This is a genomic window from Paraburkholderia sp. JHI869, from assembly GCF_038900775.1.
Lineage (GTDB): Bacteria > Pseudomonadota > Gammaproteobacteria > Burkholderiales > Burkholderiaceae > Paraburkholderia.
This window is the reverse complement of sequence record NZ_JAYMSC010000001.1, coordinates 529,274-555,733: the sequence shown is the minus strand read 5'-3', so window position 1 is coordinate 555,733 and position 26,460 is coordinate 529,274. Positions and strand designations below refer to the sequence as shown.

The 26,460-nt window shown below is 64.4% G+C and carries 22 protein-coding genes; 9 read left to right on the top strand and 13 right to left on the bottom strand.

Annotation, left to right across the window (positions count from 1 at the left end):
• Nucleotides 1-68: 68 nt before the first annotated feature.
• Entirely contained in the window at nt 69-1,133 is a 1,065-nt protein-coding gene (locus tag VSR72_RS02575) for a LacI family DNA-binding transcriptional regulator (RefSeq protein ID WP_342950832.1), read from the top strand.
• Between the two features lie 10 nt (nt 1,134-1,143).
• Here VSR72_RS02575 and VSR72_RS02570 read toward each other — a convergent pair whose 3' ends face one another.
• The 4 genes from VSR72_RS02570 to VSR72_RS02555 all read right to left on the bottom strand — a co-directional run bounded on the left by VSR72_RS02570 (nt 1,144) and on the right by VSR72_RS02555 (nt 5,426).
• Nucleotides 1,144-2,010, bottom strand: a complete 867-nt coding sequence (locus tag VSR72_RS02570) for a sugar phosphate isomerase/epimerase (protein WP_342950831.1) — start codon at nt 2,008-2,010, stop codon at nt 1,144-1,146.
• 16 nt (nt 2,011-2,026) lie between these two features.
• The gene (locus VSR72_RS02565) at nt 2,027-3,253 is read right to left on the bottom strand and encodes an FAD-dependent oxidoreductase (RefSeq protein WP_342950830.1); all 1,227 of its coding nucleotides are present in this window, start codon (nt 3,251-3,253) and stop codon (nt 2,027-2,029) included.
• A gap of 19 nt (nt 3,254-3,272) precedes the next feature.
• On the bottom strand, nt 3,273-4,355 hold the full coding sequence (locus VSR72_RS02560; RefSeq protein ID WP_342950829.1) for a fatty acid desaturase family protein: 1,083 nt from the start codon (nt 4,353-4,355) through the stop codon (nt 3,273-3,275).
• A 108-nt stretch (nt 4,356-4,463) separates the two neighbouring features.
• Nucleotides 4,464-5,426: a LysR family transcriptional regulator gene (locus tag VSR72_RS02555; RefSeq protein WP_342950828.1), complete on the bottom strand. Its 963-nt coding sequence runs from the start codon at nt 5,424-5,426 to the stop codon at nt 4,464-4,466.
• 110 nt (nt 5,427-5,536) lie between these two features.
• On the opposite strand from VSR72_RS02555, the gene VSR72_RS02550 reads away from it, so the two are divergent.
• Nucleotides 5,537-6,553 (top strand): NAD(P)-dependent alcohol dehydrogenase, encoded by a 1,017-nt coding sequence (locus VSR72_RS02550; RefSeq protein ID WP_342950827.1) that lies wholly within the window; start codon nt 5,537-5,539, stop codon nt 6,551-6,553.
• Between the two features lie 69 nt (nt 6,554-6,622).
• On the opposite strand, the gene VSR72_RS02545 is transcribed toward VSR72_RS02550, so the two are convergent.
• The 4 genes from VSR72_RS02545 to VSR72_RS02530 form a co-directional block, all read right to left on the bottom strand.
• On the bottom strand, nt 6,623-7,975 hold the full coding sequence (locus VSR72_RS02545; protein ID WP_342950826.1) for a TRAP transporter large permease: 1,353 nt from the start codon (nt 7,973-7,975) through the stop codon (nt 6,623-6,625).
• A 7-nt stretch (nt 7,976-7,982) separates the two neighbouring features.
• Entirely contained in the window at nt 7,983-8,462 is a 480-nt protein-coding gene (locus tag VSR72_RS02540; RefSeq protein WP_342950825.1) for a TRAP transporter small permease, read from the bottom strand.
• Nucleotides 8,463-8,539: 77 nt separating this feature from the next.
• Nucleotides 8,540-9,541, bottom strand: coding sequence for a TRAP transporter substrate-binding protein (locus tag VSR72_RS02535; RefSeq protein ID WP_342950824.1), 1,002 nt, complete (start codon nt 9,539-9,541; stop codon nt 8,540-8,542).
• A 367-nt stretch (nt 9,542-9,908) separates the two neighbouring features.
• Complete coding sequence (locus tag VSR72_RS02530; RefSeq protein WP_342950823.1) at nt 9,909-10,901, bottom strand: LacI family DNA-binding transcriptional regulator; 993 nt, start codon at nt 10,899-10,901, stop codon at nt 9,909-9,911.
• 175 nt (nt 10,902-11,076) lie between these two features.
• Here VSR72_RS02530 and VSR72_RS02525 point away from each other — a divergent pair, with 175 nt between their 5' ends.
• From VSR72_RS02525 to VSR72_RS02515, 3 genes are all read left to right on the top strand, one after another.
• Nucleotides 11,077-11,910 (top strand): NAD(P)-dependent oxidoreductase, encoded by an 834-nt coding sequence (locus VSR72_RS02525; RefSeq protein WP_342950822.1) that lies wholly within the window; start codon nt 11,077-11,079, stop codon nt 11,908-11,910.
• Nucleotides 11,911-12,203: 293 nt separating this feature from the next.
• The gene (locus VSR72_RS02520; RefSeq protein WP_342950821.1) at nt 12,204-12,602 is read left to right on the top strand and encodes a helix-turn-helix transcriptional regulator; all 399 of its coding nucleotides are present in this window, start codon (nt 12,204-12,206) and stop codon (nt 12,600-12,602) included.
• A gap of 38 nt (nt 12,603-12,640) precedes the next feature.
• Nucleotides 12,641-13,930, top strand: coding sequence for a type II toxin-antitoxin system HipA family toxin (locus VSR72_RS02515; protein ID WP_342951003.1), 1,290 nt, complete (start codon nt 12,641-12,643; stop codon nt 13,928-13,930).
• Nucleotides 13,931-13,936: 6 nt separating this feature from the next.
• Here the strand turns inward: VSR72_RS02515 and VSR72_RS02510 are convergent, their stop codons facing one another.
• Complete coding sequence (locus VSR72_RS02510; RefSeq protein WP_342950820.1) at nt 13,937-14,845, bottom strand: LysR family transcriptional regulator; 909 nt, start codon at nt 14,843-14,845, stop codon at nt 13,937-13,939.
• Nucleotides 14,846-14,968: 123 nt separating this feature from the next.
• Between VSR72_RS02510 and VSR72_RS02505 the strand changes: the two genes are divergently transcribed.
• From VSR72_RS02505 to VSR72_RS02495, 3 genes are read left to right on the top strand one after another with little or no spacing between them, the layout of a single operon-like run.
• Complete coding sequence (locus VSR72_RS02505; protein ID WP_342950819.1) at nt 14,969-16,387, top strand: M20 family metallopeptidase; 1,419 nt, start codon at nt 14,969-14,971, stop codon at nt 16,385-16,387.
• Nucleotides 16,388-16,397: 10 nt separating this feature from the next.
• Nucleotides 16,398-17,708 carry an MFS transporter gene (locus tag VSR72_RS02500; protein WP_342950818.1) on the top strand — a complete coding sequence of 437 codons (1,311 nt, stop codon included), beginning with the start codon at nt 16,398-16,400 and terminating at the stop codon, nt 17,706-17,708.
• A gap of 52 nt (nt 17,709-17,760) precedes the next feature.
• A complete protein-coding gene (locus VSR72_RS02495; RefSeq protein ID WP_342950817.1) occupies nt 17,761-18,855 on the top strand; it encodes a serine hydrolase in 1,095 nt (364 codons plus the stop codon).
• Here VSR72_RS02495 and VSR72_RS02490 read toward each other — a convergent pair.
• The 3 genes from VSR72_RS02490 to VSR72_RS02480 form a co-directional block, all read right to left on the bottom strand.
• Entirely contained in the window at nt 18,852-21,875 is a 3,024-nt protein-coding gene (locus tag VSR72_RS02490) for an FAD-binding and (Fe-S)-binding domain-containing protein (protein WP_342950816.1), read from the bottom strand. The genes VSR72_RS02495 and VSR72_RS02490 overlap by 4 nt on opposite strands.
• 6 nt (nt 21,876-21,881) lie before the next feature.
• The gene (locus tag VSR72_RS02485) at nt 21,882-23,168 is read right to left on the bottom strand and encodes an MFS transporter (protein WP_342950815.1); all 1,287 of its coding nucleotides are present in this window, start codon (nt 23,166-23,168) and stop codon (nt 21,882-21,884) included.
• Between the two features lie 139 nt (nt 23,169-23,307).
• A complete protein-coding gene (locus tag VSR72_RS02480; RefSeq protein ID WP_342950814.1) occupies nt 23,308-24,525 on the bottom strand; it encodes an aminotransferase class V-fold PLP-dependent enzyme in 1,218 nt (405 codons plus the stop codon).
• Nucleotides 24,526-24,687: 162 nt separating this feature from the next.
• On the opposite strand from VSR72_RS02480, the gene VSR72_RS02475 reads away from it, so the two are divergent.
• Complete coding sequence (locus VSR72_RS02475) at nt 24,688-25,407, top strand: GntR family transcriptional regulator (protein WP_342950813.1); 720 nt, start codon at nt 24,688-24,690, stop codon at nt 25,405-25,407.
• Between the two features lie 58 nt (nt 25,408-25,465).
• Here the strand turns inward: VSR72_RS02475 and VSR72_RS02470 are convergent, their stop codons facing one another.
• Nucleotides 25,466-26,419: a LysR family transcriptional regulator gene (locus tag VSR72_RS02470; protein ID WP_342950812.1), complete on the bottom strand. Its 954-nt coding sequence runs from the start codon at nt 26,417-26,419 to the stop codon at nt 25,466-25,468.
• Between the last annotated feature and the right edge of the window lie 41 nt (nt 26,420-26,460).

Below are 26,460 nucleotides of genomic sequence, written 5' to 3'. Positions count from 1 at the left end.
GGAAATGACCGCTTCGTGCTGCAATGCGACATCGCTGTGCAAGACAACAAAACAGACGGAGACACCCCATGACGGACCCCGCTTCGCCGCGCCGCAAGCGCACGGCGCGTTTCGTGGAGATTGCCGAAGCCGCGGGCGTAAGCCCCGCCACGGTCGACCGCGTGCTCAACGAGCGCGGCAGCGTGTCCGCCGCGATGCGCGCGCGCGTCGTGGCGGCCGCGCGCCAGCTTGGCGTTCCGCGCGTGTTACCCGAAACGCATCACGGGCTCGTGCATATCGACGTGCTGCTGCCACAAAACAGCACGCCGTTTTTCCAGCGGCTGACGCAAGGCCTCGAGCGCTCCATGCAAATGCTCGACCGGCGCATCGTCCTGCATCGGCAGTTCCTGCCCGAAGCCGACGACGACGTGATTACGCGCGCCATCCTGCAGCCGAACTACAAGCGCGCGGGCCTGATCGTCACCACGCACGACACGGCGGCGGTGCGCGACGCGCTACGCACCGTGATCGCCCAGGGCGAGGCCGTGGTCACGATGGTCACGGATATCGACGATGTCGAGCGCGTGCATTACGCGGGCATCGACAACCGGCTCGCGGGCCGCACCGCGGGCTATTTCGTCGGGCGCCTCGCAAAAGAACCGGGCCGCGTGCTGCTGATCTGCTCGCGCAAGGACTATCACGCGCATATCGAACGCATCAGCGGATGCCGTGAGCAGTTGGCCGAAACGTTTCCGCACCTCGTTTGCGACGAAGAAGCCGTGGAAACGCTCGACGACGTGGACCTGTGCCACCGCGCCGTGCTCAAGTCGCTCAAGCGCGGCGGCGTGGTCGGCATTTACAACAGCGGCTATGCGTCGGCGGGAATCGAGGCCGCGTTGCGCAAGGTGGGCGCGACGGGAAAAATCGTGTGGGCAGGCCATGAAATGCTCGACCTGCACCGCCAGTACATCGAACAGGGGACGATGGATATCGCCATCGACCAGGACCCGGACGGGCAGGTCATTTCAGCGTTGCAGCACGCGCTCAACGCATGCGGCGTGCTCGAAACGCCCGCGCCTCCGGGGCCAGTCGAGTTCCGGATTTTCTGCTCGGCGAATGTGCGGCGCAATCCGTATCTGGGCGTTGGGATCTAAGTGCCTGGTTTCAAGCCGCCGCACTTTCGCGCGCCGATTCCTTTTCGACCTCTTGCCACAGTTCGCGAATCCAGTCGCGCATGAGCAGCGATTCGCGCCAGCGGTCGGTCGTGTCGTTGCCGTCCGGACCGATTATCGCGTAAGGCTGCGGCCCCAGCTCGCAGGTGAACGCGAGCGTGTCGTCCGCGCCCGCACGCTTGCGCCACGAGCGAAAGCCGTAGCGCCACCAGTCGAGAAAGAGATCGACCCATTTGCGGTGCGGCGCGAACGATAGCTCGATCTGCACCTGCTCGCGGCTCGCCACGCGGCCATGATACGCCCACGAAGCATCGAGTATGCGATGCATGAGCGCGTGATTCTCCTGCGAAACCGGCCACGCGAACTCGCGCCCCACGAGGTAATGCGAAATGTCGCCAAGCAGCTTGAGGCCGGGCCGCGCGTCGAGCAAATCGAGCGTGAAATACAGGTCCGTCGTCATGCGGTCGCGATGCGTTTCGATGTAGACGGGTATATCCACCTGCTCGGCCAGCCGCTGCCAGCCGTCCAGCAAGGCGAGCGCCTCGCGCTGCGTGCGCGGACGCACGTCGGGCTGGAGATCGACGTGATGCAGGCCGAATTCGGTTGCGAGCTCGAGCACCGGCTGCAAATCGTCCACGGTCGTGGGGAAGCATTGGCCTTCCGCCGCAAGCCCGTATGTTTTGCGTAGTTCCGCGAGGCGCTTCACGTCCTCGCGGTTCGTACAATGCGCGCTCACGCCGTCGAAACCCGCTTCGGCGATCATTCGCACGTTGTCTTCGAGCGTGCGCTCGTAGCCATCGGTATGGCGGCGTTCCATCGACCAGAGCGACTGGAACACCAGGAGTCGTTGCGCCATCATGTCTCCGTTTTTCGTTTTAAAGCAGGCTCTTGAGTTTCACCTCGGGATTTCCCAACTGCTCTGCCGCAACTGAAGCGCCCCGCTCCACCAGCATGCGCGCCAGCTTCATGTCTTTGGCAAGCGCACTGGTGGGTCCAAAGCCGCTTGCACCAACGAGGCGCGCTTCTTTATCGAATTCGAAATGGATTTGCGTATCGCTACCGATCGTGCGCACGATCGAACTCGCGCCGAGCGCAGGCTCGCCCGCGACCTGCAACTGGTGGTCGTACTGATCGGACCAGAACCAGGGCAGCTCGCGATAGGCATCGTGCGCGCCGAGCATGTTATGCGCCGCTACGCGCGCCTGGGTTTCCGCGTTGTGCCAGGTCTCCTGGCGAATGCGATGCGAACCGAAGCGGCTCGGAAAAACTGCCACGTCGCCAGCGGCATAGACGCCGCGCGCCGAGGTGGCGAGTTCCTCGTTCACGACTATCCCGCGCTCGACTTCGATGCCAGCCTCACGCGCAAGCGCATCGGCAGGCTCGATGCCAATGCCGACGATCACCGTGTCCGCACGAAGCGTGTCGCCGTTTTCCAGCAGCACGTCGAGCGTGCCGTCGCTCAGCCGCTCGAACGCCTGCGGCGCGCAGTTCAGGAGAATGCGCACGCCGTTGCGTTCATGCAGCGCATGCGCACGCGCCGCGATCACGGCGGGCACGGCGCGGCCCATCAGCCGAGTACCGCCTTCGATGAGCGTCACGTCGCAGCCGCGCGCGCGGGCCGAGGCCGCGACTTCGAGCCCGATGAACCCGCCGCCCACGACAACTATGCGCGAACCCTGCGCGAGCCGCGGACCGATCGCCGCTGCATCGTCGAGCGTGCGCAGGCTGAGCACGCCCGCGCCTGTTGCCCCTGGAATGCTCAGCCGTCTCGCGTGACCGCCGGTTGCCAGCAGCAGCGCCTCATAGGCGAGCGTCGCGCCGTCGCCAAGTCGCAGCGTACGCGCCGCTGGATCGATCGCCTGCACCGTCGCGACGATGTGCTCGACGCCATCTTCGCGCCACGCCTCCAGCGGACGTAGACCGCATTGCTCCGGGCTGCGCTCACCCGTCAGGAGTGCTTTGGAAAGCGGCGGCCGCTCGTACGGCAGATGCGGCTCCGCACCGATCAGCGCAATGCGGCCGCGCCACCCTGCTTCGCGCAATGTCTGCGCGGCACGCCCGCCGACATGGCCCGCCCCGACGATCGCCATCACCCGTTCCATCTCGTGTCTCCCTGGGTTTTCACGCCGCTTCTGGTTGCTTGAACTCACTCAACTCAGCGCCCGGCACCGGCCGCCTGATGTGATACGAGGGATCGCGAGTCTGGCGCACGAGCGCGGGCAGGATCTCCGCGTAGGCGGCAATCGTGCTGCCATACGAAGGCGGCATATCCGGCTTGACGACGTCATGCAGTCGCGGCAACGCATGGAACGGCACCATCGGGAACATGTGATGTTCGACGTGATAGTTCATGTTCCAGTACAGGAAGCGGAACACGGGATTCATCATGACCGTGCGGCAGTTCTTGCGATGATCGAGCACGTTCTCAGGCAGGCCAGCGTGCTGCATGAGGCCGAAGTAAAGATAGAGCCACGCGCCGTAAAGGCTCGGCAGGCCGATATACAAGAGCGGCAACGGGGAGCGCAACGCAATGCTCGCGCCAGTCACGATCGCATACACGAGCAGCGTGAGCCGCGCTTCGCGCACGACCTTGGGCCACTCGGAAGCGGGCACATAGGTCTTTTCTTCCGCGCCGATACGGCCGAACGCGCACGCCACGATCTTCGGCGCTTCGCCCGCCACATGCTTGATCGCGAAAACGTTGAGCAGCAGCGCGGCCCAGTCGGTTGGGCGCGGCGCGGCGATCTCGGGGTCGCGGCCCACGACGAGCGTATCGGTATGGTGGCGCGCATGCGTCCAGCGCGTGACGGTCGGGCGGCGAAACACCTGGAAGGAAGCCAACTGGTAGACCACGGTGTTCATCCAGCGCGTCTTGAACGCCGTGCCGTGTCCGCATTCGTGCCAGCGCGAATCGGCGGGGCTGCAATAGAGCGTGCCGTAGAGGAAGAACGCGGGAATCGCCCACAGCGAATGCGCGTGCCACGCGAACCACGCAAGCACGCCACTCGCGACGATGGCTGCGTACCAGATGAACGTGTCGCGAATGGCGCGCGCGTCGCCGCGCTGCATGAGCGCTTTCATCGTGGCGCGCGGCACCGGGCACTTGTACCACTCGGCATTGACGAGCCCCGCGGCGCGCGCCGCGTCCCCGCTTCCGCCGATCAGCCTGTACGCGTTACGTGCGCTGGTTTCCGTGTTCGACACCGATGTCTCCTTGATCCGGTTGGCCGTGCTTCGAGCGGCAACGTCTTCTTGGGATCAAACATAAGCGGCGCGCCTCACGCGCTCAACGGAAACCTTGATGAAATTTCGTCAATTTCCTGCCAGATCGGCGTGGTCCGTACGCTCCATATAGTCCGCGTGGGTCTGATCGGCGCCGAGCATGCGCGAAATATCCGCGACTAGCGCATCCACCGCCACGCGCACCTTAGAAGGCATATGCCGCGCCTTCTGCCGCACCACGTGCACTTCGTCGCCCATCACGCTCTTGCTGTCCATGACGAGTTCGAGGCGTCCGTCGCTCAAATACGGGCCCATGAGCCAGCACGGCAGCCACGCGAGACCGGCGCCGGCAGCGGCCGCATCGGCAATCGCCAGCAGGTCGTCGAAGCACAGCCGCGACGCGAGCCGGCACTCCTCGACTTCGCCGTCCGGGCCGCGCACGCGCCACGCCGGGGTCTGCCCCGCGCGGCCGTACGCGATGCCCGTATGCGCGGCGAGCGCCGCGACGTCGGCGGGCTTGCCGTGCTGCGCGAGATACGCGGGCGACGCACAAATGCCCATGCGCTGCACGCCGAGCCGGCGCGCGACGAGCGTGCCGTTGTCGGGCAGCGTGCCGATGCGCACCGCCAGATCGAAGCCATCCTCGACGAGATCGGCGACGCGGTCGCTGAACGAGAGCTCGACGTTCAGACGCGGATACGCCTCCACGAGGCGACGCACCACGGGCGCCACGCACTGGCGGCCGAACAGCACAGGCGCGCTGATGCGCAAGCGTCCCGAAGGCTCGCGCCTTCCATGGTCGAAGGCAGCCTCCACGGCGCTCAGCTCGCCCAGCACGCGGCGGCACTGCTCGTAGTAGGCGTGGCCTTCATCGGTGAGGCTCAAGCTGCGCGTGGTCCGCTGCAGCAGACGCACGCCCAGGCGCTGCTCGAGCCGCGCGACGATCTTCGCGACCGCCGAGCGTGTCACGCCAAGGCGCTCACCCGCGGCCGAGAAGCTGCCCGCGTCCACCACGTCCACGAATTCGGCCACGCCGCTCAGGCGGTCGTTCATATCCCCACTCCTTTTGTATCCTTCACGGCGACAACGAAGCGCCAGAATCTCACCAATGTCGCCTGACAAGCAACACTATCATAGGTGCTCCCACTCGTACTGGAGCAGTCATGAACGCATGGAAACTGAAGGCCGGCAGCGGCTATGGCGCACTCGCGCGCGCCGACTTCACGCCGCGCGCGCCCGGCCCGCATGACGTGGTCGTGAAGATTCACGCGGTCTCGCTCAACTATCGCGACCTGATGTTCGCGCGCGGCGATTACCTCGGTCTTGGCGACACCCCGCTCGTGCCGGTCGCCGACGGCGCGGGCGAAGTGCTCGAAGTCGGCGCGGCCGTCACGCGCTTCAAGCCCGGCGACCGCGTGATCAACACGTACTTCCCGCATTGGTTGGATGGCCCGCCCACGCCATCGAAGGTGCGCGAGACGCCCGGCGCGCAGTTCGACGGCGTGCTGGCCGAGCGCTTCGTCGCCGCGGAGTCCTCGCTCGTTTCCATTCCCTCGCACCTGAGCTACGAGGAAGCCGCGACGATCTCGTGCGCCGGCATCACGGCATGGAATGCGATCTTCGCCGATGGCCAGGCGCAGCCCGGCGCGACTGTGGCGCTGCTCGGCACCGGCGGCGTGTCGATCTGGGCTTTGCAGATTGCTCACGCCGCGGGCTTGCGCACCATCATCACCTCGTCGAGCGACGAGAAGCTCGAACGCGCGCGCACGCTAGGTGCGAACGAGACGATCAACTATCGTTCGCACCCCGAATGGCAGGACGAAGTGCTGAAACTCACGGGCGGCGAAGGCGCGGATATCGTCGTGGAAGTGGGCGGTCGCGATACGCTGCCGCGCTCGGTGGCCGCCGCGAAGATGGGCGGACTCGTTTCGATCATCGGTGGCGTGACGAGTTTTGCGGGCCCCGAACTCCCGCTGCTCCCGGTGATCGGCGGCTTCAAGCGCCTGCACGGCTTCATGGTCGGCAGCCGCTCGATGCTCGACGACCTCACGCGTTTTGTCGGCGCGCAGCAGATTCGCCCCGTGGTGGATCGCGTGTTCGGTTTCGACGAAGCGCCCGAGGCTTACGCGTGGCTCGAAGCCGGCAAGCATTTCGGCAAGGTGGTGATACGCGTGGCGTGATGCGCTAACGCTTTAAAAAAAGCGGGCACCCTTCAAGGTGCCCGCTTCGTTTTTATCGTGCCGGTTGCGTTAGAAAACCGGATGCCCGTTGATCACGCTGGGCAGCCACGTCGAGAAGAACGGAAAGTAAGTGACCAGATTGATCGCGCTGAAAATCGCGAGATAGTATGGCCACGCGACCTTGGTCGTCTCCCCGATCGACACGTCGCCGATTGCGCAGCCGATGAACTGCACCGAGCCGATTGGCGGATGCACGAGTCCCAGCGCGCAGTTCAGCAGGATCATGATGCCGAACTGCACCGGGCCCACGCCGCTATGCATGGCGAGCGGCAGGAAGAGCGGCGTCGTGATCAGGATGTGCGCCGCCATGTCGATGAACGTGCCCAGAAACACCTGGATGATGTTGATGTACAGAAGCATCAGCCAGGGAAGCGTCGTGGCGTGTTCGAGCACGCGCTCGATGGCCTCCGGAATCTCCAGATAAGCCATCTGATAGCGCAGCATGTTCGACACCGCGATCAGCAGCAGCACGACACCTGTGGTCTTGGCGGCGCGCGAGAGTGCGTAGAACAGCTTCTCCTTCGTCATCGAGCGATAGACGACCACGGTGAGCCCGAGTGAATACACCACGGCAATCGCGGCCGCCTCCGTTGCGGTTGCGATACCACGAGCCACGCAGAAGAGAATGATCCCGATCACCAGCAAGCCGGGCAGCGCGCCGAGGAACGCTCGCACCACAGCAAGCCAGCCGGGGAACACCTGCAGTTTGGTCGAGCCATCCGCGCTGAGCGGATAGCCAAAGCGGCGTGCCTGCCAGTACGCGGCAATCAGCACGAAGCCCATGACCCACAACACGGGCAGCAAGCCCGAGAACAGCAGGTCGCCAATCGAGACGCCGCTCATCTGCTGGCCGTTCAGCGTGCCCGTAATGCCTTGGGCCGCGAACGCGTAGATGATCATGTTCGTCGAGGTCGGCATCAACGCGCCTGCGAGCGACGAGTGCGTCGTCACGTTGACCGCATAGGCCGCGCTATAGCCTTCGCGTTTCATGAGCGGGATGACCACGCCGCCCATGGCCGACGTATCGGCGGAAGGCGAACCGGAAACGCCGCCGAACAGCGTGCACGCGACGACGTTGGCCATGCCGAGGCCGCCACGGAAATGCCCCACAGCGGCTTGTGCAAAGCGCAGGATGCGGTCGGCAATGCCGCCGTGCAGCATCAACTCGCCGGAGAAGATGAAGAACGGCACGGCCAGAAACGAGAACGCGTTCATGCCCGAGACCATCGACTGCATGGCAGTCGCGGCGGGCAGCCCTTCGTAAAGGTACGTGCTGACGCAGGCTAGACCCAAAGAGAAAGAGACCGGCACCCCAACGGCGAGGAGCACCAAAAAACTGAGCGAAAGAATTGCGAGTTCCATGTTTGCCCTACTTTGCCTTGCGTACGAAGAGCGCCAACAAATGCTCGAGCGAAAACAGCACGATGCAGGTGCCGGCCACGACCGGAATGACATAGCGCACGGCTTCCGGCACGCCGAGAATCGCGATGCGGTCATCCATGGTCGTTTCCGCCATTTGCAGGCAGCCGAAGAAAATCGCCACGCCAAGCGCGATCAGGCAGAGGTGCTGGAACGCCTCTGCGATCACTTGTCCTCGCGGGGAAAGCTTCTTGACGAGCGAATCGAGACCGATATGCCCGCGCTCGCGCACCTTGAGCGCAGCGCCGAACATGGCGATGGTGACCACCAGCAGCAACGCGATCGGCTCGACGAAATCGGGTGCGCTCTCGAACACGTAGCGCATGATCACGCCGTAAAAGACAAGCACCGTGAGCGCGGCGAGCGCGACCGAGGCGACGACAGTCAGCAGGCGAAACAGTAAATCGTTGGGGAGTTTCAGGAAGGTCATGATCCATCCTTGCACGGTACAGACTTCACAACTGCGTTTCTTCGGCTCCGCGCCGCTTCAGACGCGGAGCCCCGGCTTTAGTGAATCGCCTGGATTTCGTCCACGATCTTCTTCATGTCTGCGGTCTTTTCATACTTCGTCCAGACCGGCTGCATGGCCTTCACGAAGGCCGCGCGATCGACCTGCGTGGCCGGAATGATGGTCGCACCGCCCTTTTCCACCGTCTTGCCCGCGGTATCTTCGCGCGCCGTCCAGAGCTTCACGTAGTACGGCACCGAGTCGGCCGCTGCCTTCTTGATGACTTCCTGCTCCTGCGGCGTGAGCGTGTCCCACACCTTCTTCGAGAACACGAGCACTTCCGGCGTCATGGCGTGATCCGTCTCCGAGTACACCTGCGCCACTTCGTAGTGCTTGGTTTCCTCGTACGAGGGCAGGTTGTTTTCGGCTGCGTCCACGAGGCCCGTCTTCAGGCCCGTATAGACTTCGGCGAACGGCATCGGCGTGGGCGTGCCGCCCATGGCCTTGATTTCGTCGACCATGAGGTCGGACGGTTGCACGCGCACCTTCAGGCCTTTCATGTCGGCCGGCGACTTGATCGGACGCTTCGCGTAGATCGAGCGCGCGCCGCTCTCATAGAACGTCAGCGCGATCATGCCCTTGGCCTTGAACGCGTCGAGAATCTTCTGGCCTTCGGGGCCGTACATCACCTTGCGGAAATGGTCGATGTCGCGAAAGAGGAACGGCAGCGAAGGAATCATCGACTCCGGCACGATCTCGTTGAAGGCGGCGCCATTGGCGCGCACCATGTCGAGCGCGCCAATGCGCACCTGATCGATCGTATCGTTCTCCGAACCGAGTGCGCTGTTGCCGAACACCTTGATGGAGTCCTTGCCGCCCGTGGCCTGCGAGATTTCCTCGCCCATGTGCTTGAGCGCCATGTTGGTCGGGAAGGTGTCGCTGTGGACGTCGGCTACGCGAAACACGCGTGCGTGCGCGGCGCCTGCGGTGAGCGCGAGAGCCGCAGCCAGAACGGTCATTGCGGTCTTTGCACTACGTGAATTGCGAAAGGTCTTTTGCATCGCTTGCCCCATGAATGGAAGAGTTGTTTTGAGCATTAGCTGACCAACCGGCTGTCTCAGAACCGGCGGATGATGTCTGCACCTACTGCGACCCTGCTGCGAGACGAAGACGGCCTGGTCTGGAAGCCGCCGCCGATCGTCGCGGTCGCGTTGATGATCTGCGTATCGTTGCCTGCCTCCAGTCTCGTTTTGTTCTTCGCATGTCATTTCTGGAAAACGTTTTCTCGAATTTAATGCGTTCCTTTCGAAATGGCTAGTAGGTAGTTACGCGGAGCGGCTGCGCGAACCGGCGCGGATCGAACAGGCGTGACGAGGCCGCTGGCCGCCTGTTGGCGGCCAGCGCGCGGGAAGTTCGGCGATCAGGAAATCAGCGGCAGGCGACGGTCGAGTCGCGCACGACGAGGCGGGGCTCGAGCACGACCTGCTCGACATCCGGCTTGCCGGCCAGGACGTCGATGAGCTTTTGCATGGCCAGCTCCCCCATTCGCTCGCTCTGCCCATCGATCGTGGTGAGGCGAGGCTCGACATACTCGCCATAGGGCACGTTGTCGATGCCGGCGACCGAGACGTCCTGCGGCAGGCGAAAGCCGAGCGAGCGAGCCTCCTTCATGAAGCCGAGCGCGATGAGGTCGTTGTAGCAGATCACCGCCTGCGGGCGCTTCGGGCCCAGCATCACGCGCGAGCAGGCCTGCTCGCCCGCCTCGGCGGTCGGCGCGTGCGTCTCGTACACATCGAGCGTGAGGCCCGCTTCGGCCAGCGCCTCGGTTGCGCCGGCAATCCGCTCGTCGTTGATGGTCGCCGCGGCGAACCCGAGATAGGCGATATGCCGGTGCCCGAGATTGAGCAGGTGGCGCACCATCATGGAAGTCGCGAGCCGGTTGTCGAAGCCGACCGCGGCAATGTCGAGCCCGCGCACGGTCCTGAGCATGACGACAGGCTTACCCAGTTTCATCGTCCACTTCGCGATCTCCTCGGAAGCGCGCGAGCTGACGATGAGCCCGTCCACGCGCGGCGCAAGCGCTTCGATGAGCGAGCGTTCGCGCGCGAGATTCTCTTCGGCGTCCACGAGCAGCAGGGTGTAGTCGTGCTGGAGCGCAACGCGGTTTGCCCCCTTGACCACGTTCGTGAAGTGCGGGTTCGCGATGTCCAGAATGGCAATGCCGATGGTGCGCGTGCGCCCCGTGATCATCGAGCGCGCAAGCGGATTGGAGCGGTAGCCGAGCAGTTCGATGGCGTCCTTCACCTTCGCTTCCACCGCCGGCGAAAAGCGTTGCGTGCCGTTCACGTACTTCGATACCGTCGCGACCGAGACGCCGGCCATGGCGGCGACATCGCGAATCGTCGGGGAACCACTTTTCATAGATTGGCAACGCCCTGGAGGATCGACGGCGAGCATTGTCGCAGAAACAGACCTGGGGTGAACCCCTGTGTTTGCCGCAGGTATTCCTCCATTGACGCTGTGACTCCCGATGGCTATATTCGGAAAACGTTTTCCTATTATTTCTCAATATCAAAATAATTCCCAGGGAGCCCCGATGTCGCAACACTCACTTTCAGCCAAACCGTTCGGCCGCCTTCTTCTGACTGGCGCGGGCGGCAATCTGGGCCGTCAGTTGCGCGGCGCGCTCGCGAACTGGGCCGACTTCGTCCGTGTCAGCGACATCTCGGAGCTGGGCGAGGCTGCGCCGCACGAGGAAACGCGCCGCGTCGACCTCGCAGATCGTGAAGCGGTCACGCAACTCGTGGAAGGCGTGGATGCGATCGTGCACCTGGGCGGCATTTCCATCGACGCGCCGTTCGACGATCTGCTCGAAGCCAATATTCGCGGCACGTACAACCTTTATGAAGCCGCGCGCAAGCACGGCATCAAGCGCATCGTCTACGCGAGCTCCAATCACGTCACCGGCTTCCATCCTGTGACGAACGTGCTCGATACCGATGCCGCGCACCGGCCGGACAGCCTGTACGGCGTGACGAAATGCTTCGGCGAATCGCTGTCGCGCTATTACTTCGATCGCTTCGGCATCGAAACGGTATGCCTGCGCATCGGTTCGTCGTTCGAAGAACCGCGCAACGCGCGCATGCTCGTCACGTTCCTGAGCTATCGCGACTTCATCGAACTCGTGCGCTGCTCGCTGTTCACCAACCGCGTGGGTCATGCGGTCGTCTATGGCGTGTCCGACAACCCGGCAAGCTGGTGGGACAATGGCAAGGCCGGTTTCCTGGGCTATCGTCCGCGCGACAGTTCGGCGCCATACGCCGACCGCTTCCCGGCGACCGCGCCGAACGCCGAGCTTGCCGACGCTGCCCAGCAGTACCAGGGCGGGCCGTTCGTGCTTGGCGAGCCGATGCAAGGCGCCGAACTCTGATCGGACTCCTGATAAAAAGGGGAAACCGGCTCGACAGCCTGAAAGCAGGCCGCTTTGGCCGCGAAGCGGCTTGGCGGTGTCGTGCGGCGCCAGACAGTTAGTTGCAGCTTTATGGCGGCGACGCGCACGTCGCCGCACTCACCCGGCGCTAGATACAACTTATAGGCTGTATATTCACATTACAGCCTGGAGTTTGTATTTTTACTTTACAACGTATAGACTGTATTCGACTGCGCCGCGCGTTTCCGTTTGCACCGGCCGCTTGCCTCAGCATTTAGCCGCCCGGAGTTGCCGTGGACTACCCTCTCAAGACCCTGAGCCAACTGCGCCCGATTCTCGTCGGCTTCCGCAAGAAAGCCGGCCTCACCCAGAAAGACGTGGCAGCGCGGCTCGGCATCTCGCAGCAAAGCTATGCCGCGTTCGAGGCGAATCCCGAAGCGGCGAGCGTCGAGCGGCTCGTACGGGTTCTGCGGCTCGTCGACGTAGAAATCAAGCTCGGCACGGCTGAAGCCAAGGCCTCGCCGGTCGCGTCGAAAGCCACGCCCCGCCCGGCTAAAGCCCCGGCAGCCGCTGCCAAGACGTCGAGCGCTACCAAGCCCCCGGCCGCCCGCAAACGTACCCGCGCCACGCCAACGGCTGGAACGCCGCCGCGCCAGGCCGCCACGCGACGCAAGCCGAGGGAGAACTGGTGAGCACACGCGCACGTCTACCCAACCGGCTCGACCTGTGGATGAACGGCCTGCCCGTGGGCTACTGGGAGAGCGTGCGCGGCAACGAACGCCTCGCGTACCTCGACAGCTGGCTCGACGACGAGCAAGGCCGCCCCCTCTCACTCTCGCTGCCGTTCACGCCCGGCAACCAGCCCTACCGCGGCAAGATCGTCGCCGACTATTTCGACAATCTGCTGCCGGACAGCGACCGCATTCGCAGACGCATCGCCGCGCGCTATCAGACGGGCGGCATTTCGCCGTTCGAGCTGCTCACCGCGCTTGGCCGCGATTGCGTGGGCGCGCTGCAGATTCTTCCGGCCGGCGAGGCGCCCGCCGGCCTGCGAAGCATCAAGGGACGCGCACTGAGCGAAACGGACATCGCGCAACTGCTGCGCGAAACCACCGCCACGCCACACGCGGGCGCGCACGATGCCGTGGACAGCCTGCGGCTATCGATCGCCGGGGCGCAGGAAAAGACGGCACTGCTGTGGCATGGCGGACAGTGGCTGCTTCCTGAAGGCAGCACGCCGACCACGCACATCCTGAAGCTGCCGCTCGGCCTCGTCGGCAACATGCGCGCCGACATGCGCACCTCGGTGGAAAACGAATGGCTGTGCACGCAAATCATCGCGGCCTACGGCCTGCCGGTCGCACCTTGCGAGATCGCGCAATTCGAGGACGTCAAGGCGCTGGTCGTGGAGCGCTTCGACCGGCGCCTTTCCAGCGACGCCAAATGGATCGTGCGCCTGCCGCAGGAGGACCTGTGCCAGGCCACGGGTACGTCGGGGCTCGCCAAATACGAGGCCGATGGCGGCCCCGGCATCGACGCGATCATGCAGGTGCTGGACGGCTCCGCGCAGGCCACAGCCGACCGCCGCCACTTCTTCGTCACGCAAATCGTCTTCTGGCTGCTCGCAGCAACAGACGGCCACGCGAAGAACTACAGCATCGCGCTGCTGCCCGGCAGCGAGTATGCCGCCACACCGCTTTACGACGTGCTCAGCGCGCATCCGATCGTCGGCCGGGGCCGCAATCATATTGCGCCGCAGCGCGTGAGCCTCGCCATGGCCGTGCGCGGGCGCAACCGGCACTATCGCGTCGAGGAGATCTATCCCCGGCACTGGATCGCGCAAGGCCAGCGCGTGGGGTTCGCCGCAGCGGAAGTCGAAGCGATGCTCGCGCAGTTGGCGGCGCAAACGCCAGGTGTGATCGAAGCCGTCGCGGGGCAGATCCCCGCCGGTTTTCCCGAAGACGTTTCCGACGCCGTATTCGCCGGCATGGGCAGGCTCGCCGCGAGGCTCACCGCCTAAGCGAGATCAGCCGCACACGAGTTGCTCGTCGTCGATCGCACGCGTAAGCAGGTCGAGAAATGCCTGCATGGTTTGCGGCAGCGTGCGGCCCGCCATCGTCTGGACCTGCAACGTGCGCTGGTGCAGTTCCGGGTTCGTGATCGGCACGGCGGCAAGCTCTTCCACATCGAGACGGCCGCGCACGGTCAGAAAGCCGGCGAACGTCACGGCATTGGTCAGACGTACGAACCGTTGCAGCGCGACATGATAGTTGCTGACGAACACCGGCTCGAAGATCAACCCTTCGAGGCTGCACGCGATGTCGAGAAGCTGGCGGATCGTCACGCCCTCGCTGTTCATGGCAACCGGCCAGGGGAGCAGATCGCGCAATGACACTGACTCGCGCGCCGCCAGCGGATGGTCGCGCCGCATGAGCGCGAAGATCGGCGCGCGCTGCGAATAGTGCACGGCAATTTCCTTCTCCGGCGCGACGTTGAAGCACAACGCGATATCGGCCGTTCCCTCTCTCACGCGCTGCGTTGCAACAGAAGGCGCCGACACGTCCAGCTGAAAATGCGTTTGCGGATACGTCCTGAGAAAGTGCGCGAACACCTTCGGCAAAAAATCCGGCGCGAGGCCCTCGGAACTCGCAACGCGGATGGTCGCCCGGCCACCCTCGCTCAGCCCGCGAATCTCGCCGACCACGCGCTCCGTTTCGAGCAGACTGCGCCGCGCGTGCTCGGCGAGCAAACGCCCCGCCTCGCTCAGCACCATGCCGCGCGGGCGCCGCTCGAATAGCGGCGTACCCAGTTCCTCTTCGAGCCGGGCGATCTGGCGGCTGAGCGCCGAAACGGCCACGTAAAGCCGCTCGGAGGCCTTGCTCAGCGAGCCGCTGCGGGTCACCTCCAGAAAATAACGCAGTGCGGTGTTGTCCATGTCGATGGGAGCGGCCTCGTCCGCTTTGCCGTTTCGGCAACGATAGATCACAAATATTGTAATTGTGCAGAAATATCGGCGGTTGCAGGATCGCTCGACGGCTTTCAAACAGGGAGACGCGCGTTGACCCGTGACACAGCCATTCAAACCGCAACCGGTCAATATGATTCAGGACACTTCCTGAACGATCTGCGACGCCGCGTGGCGTTTCGTACCGAGAGCCAGGAGCCGGAAAGCGCTGAGCGTTTGCGCGGCTATCTGGATGAAGAACTCACGCCGTTGCTGACGCAATGGGGCTTCACCTGCCGTGTCGTCGAGAACCCCGCCAAAGGCGCGGGCCCGTTCCTGATTGCCCACCGCCACGAAGACGATGCGCTGCCAACCGTCCTCAGCTACGGCCACGGCGACGTGGTGCGCGGCTACGACGCGCAGTGGCGCGCAGGCCTCACGCCGTGGGACGTGACCGTCGACGGCGAGCGCTGGTACGGCCGCGGCACCGCCGACAACAAGGGGCAGCACAGCATCAACCTCGCCGCGCTCAAGGCCGTGCTCGACGCGCGCGGCGGCAAGCTCGGCTTCAACCTCAAGCTGCTCTTCGAAACGGGCGAGGAAGTCGGCTCGCCGGGTCTGCACGAACTGTGCACGCAACTGCGCGACGAACTCGCCGCCGACGTGCTGATCGCCTCCGACGGCCCGCGCCTCTCCGCCCACCGTCCGACGATCTTTCTCGGTTCGCGCGGCCTCGTCAATTTCAAGCTCGAACTCACGCTGCGCGAGGGCGGCCATCATTCGGGTAACTGGGGCGGCCTCTTGCGCAATCCGGGCGTCGTGCTCGCGAATGCAATCGCCGCGATGGTCGATGCGAACGGCAAGATTCTCGTCGATGGCCTGCGCCCGCCGCCCATTCCGGAATCCGTGCGCCGCGCGCTCGCCGATATTCGCGTGGGCGGCAATCCGGGCGAGCCCGACGTCGATCACGACTATGGCGAGCCGGGCCTCACGCCCACCGAGCGCGTGTTCGGCTGGAACAATCTGGAAGTGCTCGCGTTCCGCACGGGCAACCCCGAGAAGCCCGTAAACGCGATTCCGCCGACCGCCATCGCGTACATGCAGATCCGCTTCGTCGTGGGCACGGACTGGCAGAACCTCGAACACATCGTGCGCGCGCACCTCGATGCGCACGGCTTCGGCATGGTCGAACTCGAAGTGGAACGCGGCGCGCCGGCCACACGTGTCGATCCGGACAACGTCTGGGTGCAATGGGCGCTGCGCTCACTGCGCGAAACCACCGGAGGCGAGCCCGTGCTGCTGCCGAACCTGGGCGGCACGCTGCCCAACGACGTATTCGCCGAAGTGCTCGGCATGCCCACCCTCTGGGTGCCGCATTCGTATCCAGGCTGCTCGCAGCACGCGCCGAACGAGCACCTGCTCGGCCCGGTCGTGCGCGACGGCCTGCGCATCATGGCTGGCCTCTTCTGGGACCTCGGCGCAAGAGAGGCCGGCGCGTCCAACCCCGCACCGCATCCGCCAACGCTTGCATGAGGACGTCGCAATGAGCATCGATTCCCTACCCGCGCATCACGGCAGCGAGCCCTGGTCAGAGTCCGCGCAAAGCAGCTCCGGCAAGAACGTCTCGCGGCTCATCCTCGCGACTTCGATAGGCAACGCGCTGGAGTTCTACGACCTGCTGGCGTACGGCTACTTCGCCACGACGCTCTCCAAGCTCTTCTTCCCCGTTCACAACGCCACGATATCGCTGCTGCTCACGCTCGGCACATTCGCGCTCTCCTACCTCGCGCGGCCGTTCGGCGCGCTCGTGCTCGGCTCGTACAGCGACCGCAAGGGCCGCAAGGCGTCGCTCACGCTCTCCATCGCGATGATGACGATCGGCACCGGCATGGTCGCGCTCATGCCCACTTACGCGACAATCGGCATACTCGCGCCGATTGGCATTTTTGCGTCGCGCCTTCTGCAAGGCTTTTCGGCGGGCGGCGAGTTCGGCAGTTCCACCGCCTTCCTGGTCGAGCACGCGCCGCAGCGCAGCGGTTTCATGTCGAGCTGGCAGTTCTCGAGCCAGGGCGCGAGCACGCTGCTCGTCTCCCTGTTCGGCGCGGTGCTGACGGGTATGCTCACGCAGCCGCAACTCGAAGGCTGGGGATGGCGAATTCCATTTTTGTTCGGTGTGCTGATCGGCCCCGTGGGTCTTTATATCCGCCGACGCATGGACGAAACGCCCGAATTCGAGCGCATCGAAAAAGCCGAGTCGCCGGTGCGCGAATTGTTCGCCACGCAAAAATCGGGCGTGATTGCATCGATTGGCGTGCTGATCCTGACCACGTCGGCTCAATACGTGCTCCTCTACATGCCGACTTATGCTGCGCGACAGCTCGGCCTCGCGCCTTCGTCGGGCTTTATCGCCACGCTCGTGGCAGGCCTCATTGCCATCGTGCTCACGCCGATTGTGGGCCACTGGTCGGACAAGGTGGGCCGCACGCGCATCATGTTCGTGGCGGGCGTGCTGTTCCTGCTCACCGTTTATCCCGCGTTCATGATCCTGAACGCCCATCCTTCGCTGCCCATGCTGCTCGCCGCCGTTATCTGGGTCGCGGTGCTGAAGGTCAGCTATTTCGCCTCGATTCCGGCGCTCATGGCCAGTTTCTTCCCCACACGCACGCGCACCACGGGCATGGCACTCGCCTATAACGTCGGCACAACCGTATTCGGCGGGTTCACGCCGCTGGCCGTGGCCTCGATCATCGCGGTCACGGGCAACAATCTCGCGCCGGGACTCTGGCTGATGTTCGCCGCCGTGTTGAGCCTCGTTACACTGACCTGGGCCTGCGTCAAGCTGGGCGCCCGTTGACCCGGCGCGGCACAAGCACAATACGAGAACACGAAAAAGGAAACACGCACGTATGCAACACGATTTGCCGCAGGAAGTTCAGGACGCCATTCAGTTTTCCGTCGATCACGAATCGGCCTGGGACCGTAACGCCGATGGCAACTTCGGCGTGCATGTGAACGACCCGCCGCCGTGGAACCGCTTGCTCGGCCCGATCCACGATCGCGGCCCTGTGTCGGGCGCAATCGCCGTGGATGGGCACATGCTTGCGCAATGGGGCGAGCCCGACCGGCCCGATCTGACCTTCAGCATCGCGAAGACGTATCTGGCGCTGCTCGCGGGCGTCGCGCACGACCGCGGCCTCCTGCCCGATCCCGACGAGCCCGTACGCGTGCGCGTGCCTGGCATCGGCTTCGACGATGACCACAATGCGTCGGTCACGTGGACGCATCTGCTGCAACAGACGAGCGAATGGCAAGGCGAGTGCTTCGGCCTCTCCGATCAAGCCGACCACTTTCGCGCCGTCACGTTCGGCGAGCCGCCCAACGGGAAGAAAGGCGATTTGCGCCCCTTGCAAGCGCCCGGCACGTATTGGGAATACAACGACGTACGCATCAACCAGCTTTCGCTCGCGCTTCTGCATCTGTTCGGTCGTTCGTTACCCGAAGTATTTCGCGAGACGATCATGCGGCCCGTTGGCGCAAGCGAAAACTGGCAATGGGTCGGTTACGACGACGCATGGATCGATATGGGCGGAAGGCGCGTGCAATCGGTGCCAGGCGGCTCGCATTGGGGCGGCGGCATGTCGGTAAGCGCCAACGATCAGTTGAAGGTCGCGCAGATGCTGCTCGACGACGGCGTGGCCCAGGGTCACCGCGTGCTTTCGAGCGAATGGATCGCGCGCATGCGCACGCCCTGCCCGCTCGCGCCGTTTTATGGCTCGCTGGTCTGGCTCAACACAGAGCGGCGCGTGTTTCCGGGCGTGCCTGAGTCGAGCTGGTTCGGCGTGGGCGCGGGCAGTTCGTTCATGTGGATCGAACCCGAGCGCAAGATCGCGCTGATCGTGCGCTGGCTCGACTCGCAATTCGCCGATGCGTTCTTCGGCAAGATGCTGCACGCAGTGGACGCCGCGTGCTCGCGCCAGGGCACGAGCACGCTAGCGACTTAACGCATCGCCATTTCCAGCACTCTCGCCACGTGCAGCGCCGTGGCGTTTGCGCCGTCGTGGATCTGATGGCGGCAACTCGTGCCGTCCGCCACGACGAGATCGGTGCGATCGGCTTTGCGCACGGCGGGCAGCAGCGAAATCTCAGCCATTGCGAGCGATGCTTCGTAGTGCTCCGCTTCATAGCCGAAGCTGCCTGCCATCCCGCAACATGACGATTCGATCGGCTGCACATCGAGGCCCGGAATCCATCCCAGCACCGTGAGCACAGGCCGGAAAGCGTCGAACGCTTTCTGGTGGCAGTGGCCGTGTACCCACGCGCGCGGCGCGTCTAGCTGGTGCAAGGCCAGATCGAATCGGCCCGCGCTTTTCTCGCGCACGAGAAATTCTTCGAACAGAAACGCCGCCGCTGAAAGCTCGCGCGCTTCGTCGCCGTAGCCGTATTGCAGGAACTCGTCGCGCATCGAGAGCAGGCACGACGGTTCCAGCCCGACGATCGAAACGCCGCGCGCCACGAACGGCATGAGCGTATCGAGGAGGCGCCGCGCCTCGCGCTTCGCCTCGTCCACCAGTCCCGCTGCGAGGAACGTTCGGCCGCAGCATAGCGGGCGTTCATCGCCGCGCACGTTGAAGTGCACGAAATAGCCGGCCGCTTCGAGCACCCGTTGCGCGGCGCGGGCGTTTTCGGGCTCGAAGTTGTCGTTGAAGGTATCGACGAACAGCACCACTTCCTTCGTTGCCGCTGCCGGGTCCTGCTTTGCGGCCGCAACCTCCGAAAGGAACGAAGGCTGTAACTGCGGCAGCGAGCGTTGCGGCGCGAAGCCGAGCGCGCGCTTCGCCCACGCGGATACCACAGGGATGCGCTCGCCAGCCGCCGCCAAGCCGCCCGCTTTTGCCGCGCGACGCGCATAGCGCGGCAAAAACGCGATCATCTTCTCGCGTAGCTTCAGGCCATGCTTCGTGTTCCATGCCGCGCGCGCTTCGATCTTCAGCTTCGCCATGTCCACGCCGGTCGGGCAGTCGCGCTTGCAGCCCTTGCACGATACACAGAGGTCAAGCGTGTCCTTGACCTCGTCGCTCGCGAGTCCGTCCTCGCCCAGTTGCCCCGAAATCGCGAGCCGCAACGTGTTCGCGCGACCCCGCGTCACGTGCTTTTCGTCTTTCGTCACGCGATAGCTCGGGCACATGGTGCCCGCGTCGAACTTGCGGCAGTGGCCATTGTTGTTGCACATCTCCACGGCTTTCGCGAGGCCGCCGGTCAGGTCGTCGCCAGTGCCGGGCGGCGTCTCTACCCCCGTTTGCGGATCGCGGTTCACATCCCACGCCGACCAGTCGAGCATTGGCCGCATCTGGCGCTCGCGATATCCCGGCGCGAAGCGGAATAGCTTCGCGTCGTCCATCTTCGGCGGGCGCACGATCTTGTCAGGATTGAAGCGGTTCTCGGGGTCGAACAACTGCTTGATCTCCGAAAACGCCGCGTTGATCTTCGGTCCGTACTGCCAGGCAATCCATTCGCCGCGGCACAGGCCGTCGCCGTGCTCACCCGAAAACGCCCCCTTATACTCGCGCACGAGTTCGGCAGCCTGCTCCCCTATCGCGCGCATTTTCGCCGCGCCGTCGCGACGCATGTCGAGAATCGGGCGCACGTGCAGCGTGCCGACGCTCGCATGCGCGTACCACGTGCCTTCGGTGCCGTGCTGATGGAAGATTTCGGTCAGGCGGCTCGTGTACTGGGCGAGATGTTCGAGCGGCACAGCGCAGTCCTCGATGAACGAGACGGGCTTGCCGTCGCCCTTCATGCTCATCATGATGTTCAGGCCTGCCTTGCGCACTTCCCATAGCGCCTTTTGCTCGTTCGCGTCGGTCATCTTCACGACCGAGTCCGGCAGGCCGAGGTCGCCCATCAGTTCGACCAGGCCATCGAGGCGGCGCACCTGCTCATCGCGCTCATTGCCGGCGAACTCCACGAGCAGGATCGCATCGGGCCTGCCCACCAGCGCCTTTTCGATCACCGGCTTGAAGCCCGGATTGCCGAGCGCAAGCTCGATCATCGTGCGATCGACCAGCTCCACGGCGGTCGGCTTGAGCTTGACGATGTGCTGCGCCGAATCCATTGCCTGCCAGAACGAGGGAAAACTCACCACGCCCAGCGTTTTGTGCGCGGGCAGCGGCGCGAGCTTCAGCGTGATCTGCCGGCTGAACGCGAGCGTGCCTTCGGAGCCCACGAGCAGATGCGCGAGGTTCGCCACACCGTCGTCGGTATAGGCGAGCGGGTTCTGGCAGTCGAACAGGTCGATGTTGTAGCCCGCCACACGGCGCAGCACCTTCGGCATGCGCTCGGCAATCTCGCCGCGCTCGCGCGTGGCGATGCGCTGCACGCCTTCGAGCAGCGCCGCCAGCCGCGTGCCTTCGTGCGACATTTTCAGGGACTGGAAACGCGCCTCGCTGCCATCCGCGAGAATCGCGTCGATGCCGAGCACGTTGTGCACCATGTTGCCGTATTCGATCGAGCGCGAGCCGCACGAATTGTTGCCCGCCATGCCGCCGATCGTGCACTGCGCCGCCGTCGAAACGTCCACGGGAAACCACAGCCCGTGCGGCTTGAGCCACGCGTTCAGATGATCGAGCACGACGCCCGGCTCGACCGTCACCGTGCGCGCATCGGCATCGAAATCGACGATGTTGTTCAGCCACTTCGACGTGTCGATCACGAGCGCTTCGCCCACCGTCTGCCCGCACTGGCTCGTGCCCGCGCCGCGCGCCAGCACGGGAGCATGCTCGAGGCGCGCCACTTCCAGCGCGGCGCGCAAGTCGTCCTGATCGCGCGGCACCACCACGCCGATGGGCATGATCTGGTAGATCGAGGCGTCGGTTGCATAACGGCCGCGGCTCGCCGCGTCGAAGAACACGTCGCCGCGCAGTGCATCACGCAGGCGCCGCGCGAGCGGCGAGCCGTGGCCCGCGCTCGAAGGAACCAGATGAATCGGCTTGACCAGCATGCCTGAAGTACGTGCGCCTTCCATCGCCGTTCACACTCCTTGACGGGAACCCGTGGGTTCTTCAGCCTGCTTGCCCAGCTCGAAGCGGCTGTCCGGCTGCATGCGGAACGCGAGAATCACACCGCACCCCATCAGCACCATGCTGCCGACGAACGGCAAATCCCAGTTGCCGAAGCGGTCGATCAGAAAACCGCCCACCACAGGCGAGATGATCGCAGCCAGCGCCGAGCCCGTGTTCATCATGCCGCTCGCCGTGCCCGAGAACTCCGGTGCGATATCCATGGGAATCGCCCACATCGGCCCGATGGTCATCTCGGCGAAGAAGAAACCCGCCGCGAGGCATGCCATGGAAATGACCGGATCGTGGACGAACATCAGCGGCACCATCACGATGAGCGTGATGAGCATGCACACCGAGACCATCCAGCTGCGCGCGCGCTTGAGATTGCCCGTGCGCTGAAAGAGCCAGTCGGTCACGAGCCCGCCGAGCGTGTCGCCCACCACGCCCGCGAGGAACACCACCGACGCAAAGATCGCCGACTTGCCCAGTTGCAGGTGATAGTTGTGCAGGAAGTATTGCGGAATCCAGCTAAGGAAAAGCCACAGCGTCCAGCCGTAGCAGAAGTAGACGATCGTCACCGGAATCATGCGCTTGAAGAGCGCCATCCACGGCAGGCCCGTCGAGCGCGGCTTGGGCGGCGGCAGAATCGCGAGTTCGGCCTCGGTGATGCGCGGGTGATCCTTCGGATGCTCGGTGAACGTGAACGCCCATACCACCACCCACAGCAGGCTGAGCGCGCCGCACACGTAGAACGATTCGCGCCAGCCGTAGCGCGCCATCACCAGCACCACGACGGCGGGCGCCACGGCATTGCCGATGCGCGAAGCCGAGTGCGTGATGCCCTGCGCGAAGCCGCGCCGCTCTTTCGCGACCCAGCGCGACATGGCCGAAGTCGAGGCGGGAAACGTTGCGCCCTCACCGAACCCGAGCAACAGGCGCGCGGCGAGCAGCGAGGCAAGGCCGCCTGCCATCCCCGTGAGCACTGTCGCCACGCCCCACAGCGCGCCGCAAAAAAGCAGCGTGCGGCGGGCGCCGAAGCGGTCGCTCACCCAGCCGCCAATGATCTGAAACAGCAGATACGGATACGCAAACGCCGAAAAAACCAGCCCTACCTGGGTATGCGAGAGCTGGAACTCCTTGCCGAAGCCCGCCGCCGCCGTGCTCACGTTCACACGGTCCAGGTAGGTGATGAAGTACATGATGCAGAGCATGATCAGCACGATGCTGCTCGCGCTCGTCAATCGATACCGTTTCATCGTCTGTCTCCGTTGCTGGTTCTATCGGCCGCGTCGCCCTTCTTTCAGGGGCGTCCGGCAAGGGAACAACCTGGGACCGCCTGGGAAATCAGCCTGTCATGCCGCGCCCCGCGCGCGGCATGTGCAAAAAGCCCTTGTTTCAGGCCGCTTTCAGCGACACCACGTTGGGTTGCGCCGCGAGATATTCCATCGCGGCCGGCAAGCCACTGTCCTTCAACGGCACGCCCGCAATGCGCAGGCCCATTTCGCAGCCGGCCAACGCCGCCAGCAGCGTGAGGTCGTTGCAGTCGCCCAGGTGCCCGATGCGGAACATGCGCCCCTTGACCTTGCCGAGACCCGTGCCGAGCGAAAGATCGAAACGCTCGTAGATGATCTTGCGCACCGCATCCGCGTCCACGCCTTCGGGCATCATCACGCCCGTGAGCACGGGGCTGTACACGGCCGGGTCCACGCACTGGATCTCGAGGCCCCACGCGCGCACCGCGCGCCGGCACGCCTCGCCAAGACGCTGATGCCGCGCGAACACGTTGTCGAGCCCTTCGTCCTGCAGCATGTCGAGCGCTTCGGAAAGGCCGTAAAGCAGGTTCGTGTTCGGCGTGTACGGCCAGTAGCCGCTCTTGTTCATCTCGATGATCTCGGTCCAGCCCCAGAAGCTGCGCGGCAGCTTCGCGTGCTCGCTAGCCGCCAGCGCCTTCGCCGAAACGGCATTGAAGCTGATGCCCGGCGGCAGCATGAGGCCCTTTTGCGAGCCGGAGACGGTCACGTCCACGCCCCACTCGTCGTGGCGATAGTCAGCGCTTGCGAGACCCGAGATCGTGTCCACGAGCAGCAGCGCCGGATGCCCGGAGGCGTCGATCGCGCGGCGCACCGCCGCAATGTCCGAGGTCACGCCGGTCGAGGTTTCGTTGTGGACCACGCAAACCGCCTTGATGGCGTGCTGCGCGTCCTCGCGCAGACGCTTTTCGATCATGTCGGCCTGCACGCCGCGCCGCCAGCCTTCAATGCCGGGCAAGCCGAGAAATTCCGGCTTCAGCCCAAGGCGCTCGGCCATCTGCTTCCATAACGTCGCGAAATGACCCGTTTCGTACATGAGCACCGTATCGCCGGGGCTCAGCGTGTTGGTGAGCGCGGCTTCCCAGGCGCCAGTGCCCGAGGCCGGGTAGATCACCACCGGCTGCTGCGTCTTGAAGATCTTCTTGATGCCTTCCAGCACCTTGAGCCCAAGCACGCCGAACTCGGGACCGCGATGATCGATGGTCGGATAGCTCATCGCGCGCAGGATGCGATCGGGCACCGGGCTCGGCCCGGGAATCTGCAGGAAGTGGCGACCAGCGGGATGGAAATCGAGCTTCAACATGCAATCGCTCCTGTTTTGAATTTTGCATGCAAAAAACTATAATCCAGTCAGCCCACGTGTAGACAGACAATTCTGACGTGGTTTACCCCAATGACAGCTTGCTTCATTGGGGTCCTGTCCTTGGGCTAGAATTCGCTGGAAATCGATGGAAATGCCTTTTGCATGCAAAATCCGAACCTGAACCCCTCCGCCATTAGCCCGGTCGTTAGCCCGGAACTGCCGCCCATTCCGCGCCAGCAACTTCATGACACCGTCGTCGACCATCTGCGGCGGTTCATCGTGGAGGGCGTGCTCGAGGCCGGCCGCAAGCTCAACGAACGCGAGCTGTGCGAAACCTTGGGCATTTCGCGCACGCCGCTGCGCGAGGCGCTGAAGGTGCTCGCGTCCGAAGGGCTGATCGAGATCTCGCCGAACCGCGGCGCCTCAGTCTCGAAGATGTCGGAGGCGGAGCTGCGCGAGACCTTCGAACTCATGAGCGGGCTCGAAGCGTTTTCAGGCGAGCTGGCTTGCGAGCGCATCACCGCGGCCGAGATCGCCGAGATCAAGGCGCTGCACTACGCCATGCTCGCGTGCCGCGCGCAGAACGATCTGGCCGGTTACTACAGCCGCAACCAGGCGATTCACGACAAGATCAACGAAGCGGCGCGCAACTCGGCGCTGCGGCAAACGTATATCGCCGTGAACCGCCGCTTGCAGGCGCTGCGCTTTCGTTCGAACTTCGAGACCCCGAAGTGGGACCGTGCGATTCATGAGCACGGCGAAATGCTCGAGGCGCTGGACGCGCGCGATGGCAAGCGGCTCGCGGCGATCTTGCGGCAGCATTTGCTTGCGAAACGCGATGCGGTGTTGAGGATTGGGGATACGCCTGCGGCGCAAGAATAGAAACAGAAGCGAGGAGCGCACGGCCATTCTTGTCCGTTGCGCGCGCAACGTCGAACAGTTACTTCGTTGCCGACTCCAGAAAACTCTGCGCGAGCTGCTTCCTCAAGTGATCGGCGGCTGGCGAGAGCCTGCGCCCCACGCGCGTGACCATCTGGCTGGAAAAACCCGCCGCGATCGGATGATCGATCGGCACGGCCACCAATTCACCCAGATCGATGCCGCGGCGCGCCGTGATCGACGACATGAACGCCACCCCCAGCCCGGCCGCCGCAAGCGTCTGCGCCGTGTTGAAAAGATCCACGCGATACGCGGGCATCACGTTCAGGCGCGCGTCGTCGAACAGTGACTGCACGAAGTGCTGCACGCCGAACGATTCGGTCATGAATATCAGGCGTTCGCTCGCGAGTTCGGCAGGCGCCACCTTCTGCATCTTCGCAAAGCGGTGCGAAGGCGCGACGAGCGCACAGAGCGGCCTCGACGCGAAGGGATGAATGCGCATCGCGGGGTCGTCGGAGGTGCGCGTGCACAAGCCGATATCGACTACGTCGTCGCGCACGAGCGAGAGCACGACCGGCGTCGGCCCCGAGCGGATCTCCACGAGAATGTCAGGGTACGTCATCGAAAACCGCTGCAGCGCCCGCGCGATCAGATTGCCGATGAAGCCCTCGCCCACGCCGAGCGCCACGCGCCCGCGCTGCAGGTGGCGGTACTCCTCCAGGCGCGCGGCCAGATCGCGCTGGCGGCGCTGGCCGTCGCGATAGTGGTCCACGAGAAGCTGGCCGATTTCGGTCACGGCCACGTTGCGGCCGCGCCGCTCGATCAGCGGAAAGCGCAGCCGCCGCTCCAGTGCCGCCACCTGCCGGCTGATGACCGAGGCGTTGATGCCCAGCGCCTCGGCCGCCATACGCACGCCACCCGCCGCGGCGATTTCGGCCAGATAGCGCAGCGGCCGCTCGCCGATATCGTCGATCGCACCTCGCGCCGCATCTTCCCGATCTGCCTTTCCTCGCACTGCCTTGCTCCTTTCGCACGCGTTGCGTTGCTGCGCCGCGA

Bases quoted from the DNA above. Each gene is read 5' to 3' on its own strand.
- VSR72_RS02565 (WP_342950830.1), bottom strand. From the start codon at position 3,253: ATGGAACGGGTGATGGCGATCGTCGGGGCGGGCCATGTCGGCGGGCGT.
- VSR72_RS02480 (WP_342950814.1), bottom strand. From the start codon at position 24,525: ATGTTGAAGCTCGATTTCCATCCCGCTGGTCGCCACTTCCTGCAGATT.
- VSR72_RS02485 (WP_342950815.1), bottom strand. From the start codon at position 23,168: ATGAAACGGTATCGATTGACGAGCGCGAGCAGCATCGTGCTGATCATG.
- VSR72_RS02550 (WP_342950827.1), top strand. From the start codon at position 5,537: ATGAACGCATGGAAACTGAAGGCCGGCAGCGGCTATGGCGCACTCGCG.
- VSR72_RS02500 (WP_342950818.1), top strand. From the start codon at position 16,398: ATGAGCATCGATTCCCTACCCGCGCATCACGGCAGCGAGCCCTGGTCA.
- VSR72_RS02495 (WP_342950817.1), top strand. From the start codon at position 17,761: ATGCAACACGATTTGCCGCAGGAAGTTCAGGACGCCATTCAGTTTTCC.
- VSR72_RS02475 (WP_342950813.1), top strand. From the start codon at position 24,688: ATGCAAAATCCGAACCTGAACCCCTCCGCCATTAGCCCGGTCGTTAGC.
- VSR72_RS02545 (WP_342950826.1), bottom strand. From the start codon at position 7,975: ATGGAACTCGCAATTCTTTCGCTCAGTTTTTTGGTGCTCCTCGCCGTT.
- VSR72_RS02570 (WP_342950831.1), bottom strand. From the start codon at position 2,010: ATGATGGCGCAACGACTCCTGGTGTTCCAGTCGCTCTGGTCGATGGAA.
- VSR72_RS02525 (WP_342950822.1), top strand. From the start codon at position 11,077: ATGTCGCAACACTCACTTTCAGCCAAACCGTTCGGCCGCCTTCTTCTG.
- VSR72_RS02530 (WP_342950823.1), bottom strand. From the start codon at position 10,901: ATGAAAAGTGGTTCCCCGACGATTCGCGATGTCGCCGCCATGGCCGGC.
- VSR72_RS02535 (WP_342950824.1), bottom strand. From the start codon at position 9,541: ATGCAAAAGACCTTTCGCAATTCACGTAGTGCAAAGACCGCAATGACC.
- VSR72_RS02490 (WP_342950816.1), bottom strand. From the start codon at position 21,875: ATGGAAGGCGCACGTACTTCAGGCATGCTGGTCAAGCCGATTCATCTG.
- VSR72_RS02575 (WP_342950832.1), top strand. From the start codon at position 69: ATGACGGACCCCGCTTCGCCGCGCCGCAAGCGCACGGCGCGTTTCGTG.
- VSR72_RS02510 (WP_342950820.1), bottom strand. From the start codon at position 14,845: ATGGACAACACCGCACTGCGTTATTTTCTGGAGGTGACCCGCAGCGGC.
- VSR72_RS02540 (WP_342950825.1), bottom strand. From the start codon at position 8,462: ATGACCTTCCTGAAACTCCCCAACGATTTACTGTTTCGCCTGCTGACT.
- VSR72_RS02555 (WP_342950828.1), bottom strand. From the start codon at position 5,426: ATGAACGACCGCCTGAGCGGCGTGGCCGAATTCGTGGACGTGGTGGAC.
- VSR72_RS02515 (WP_342951003.1), top strand. From the start codon at position 12,641: ATGAACGGCCTGCCCGTGGGCTACTGGGAGAGCGTGCGCGGCAACGAA.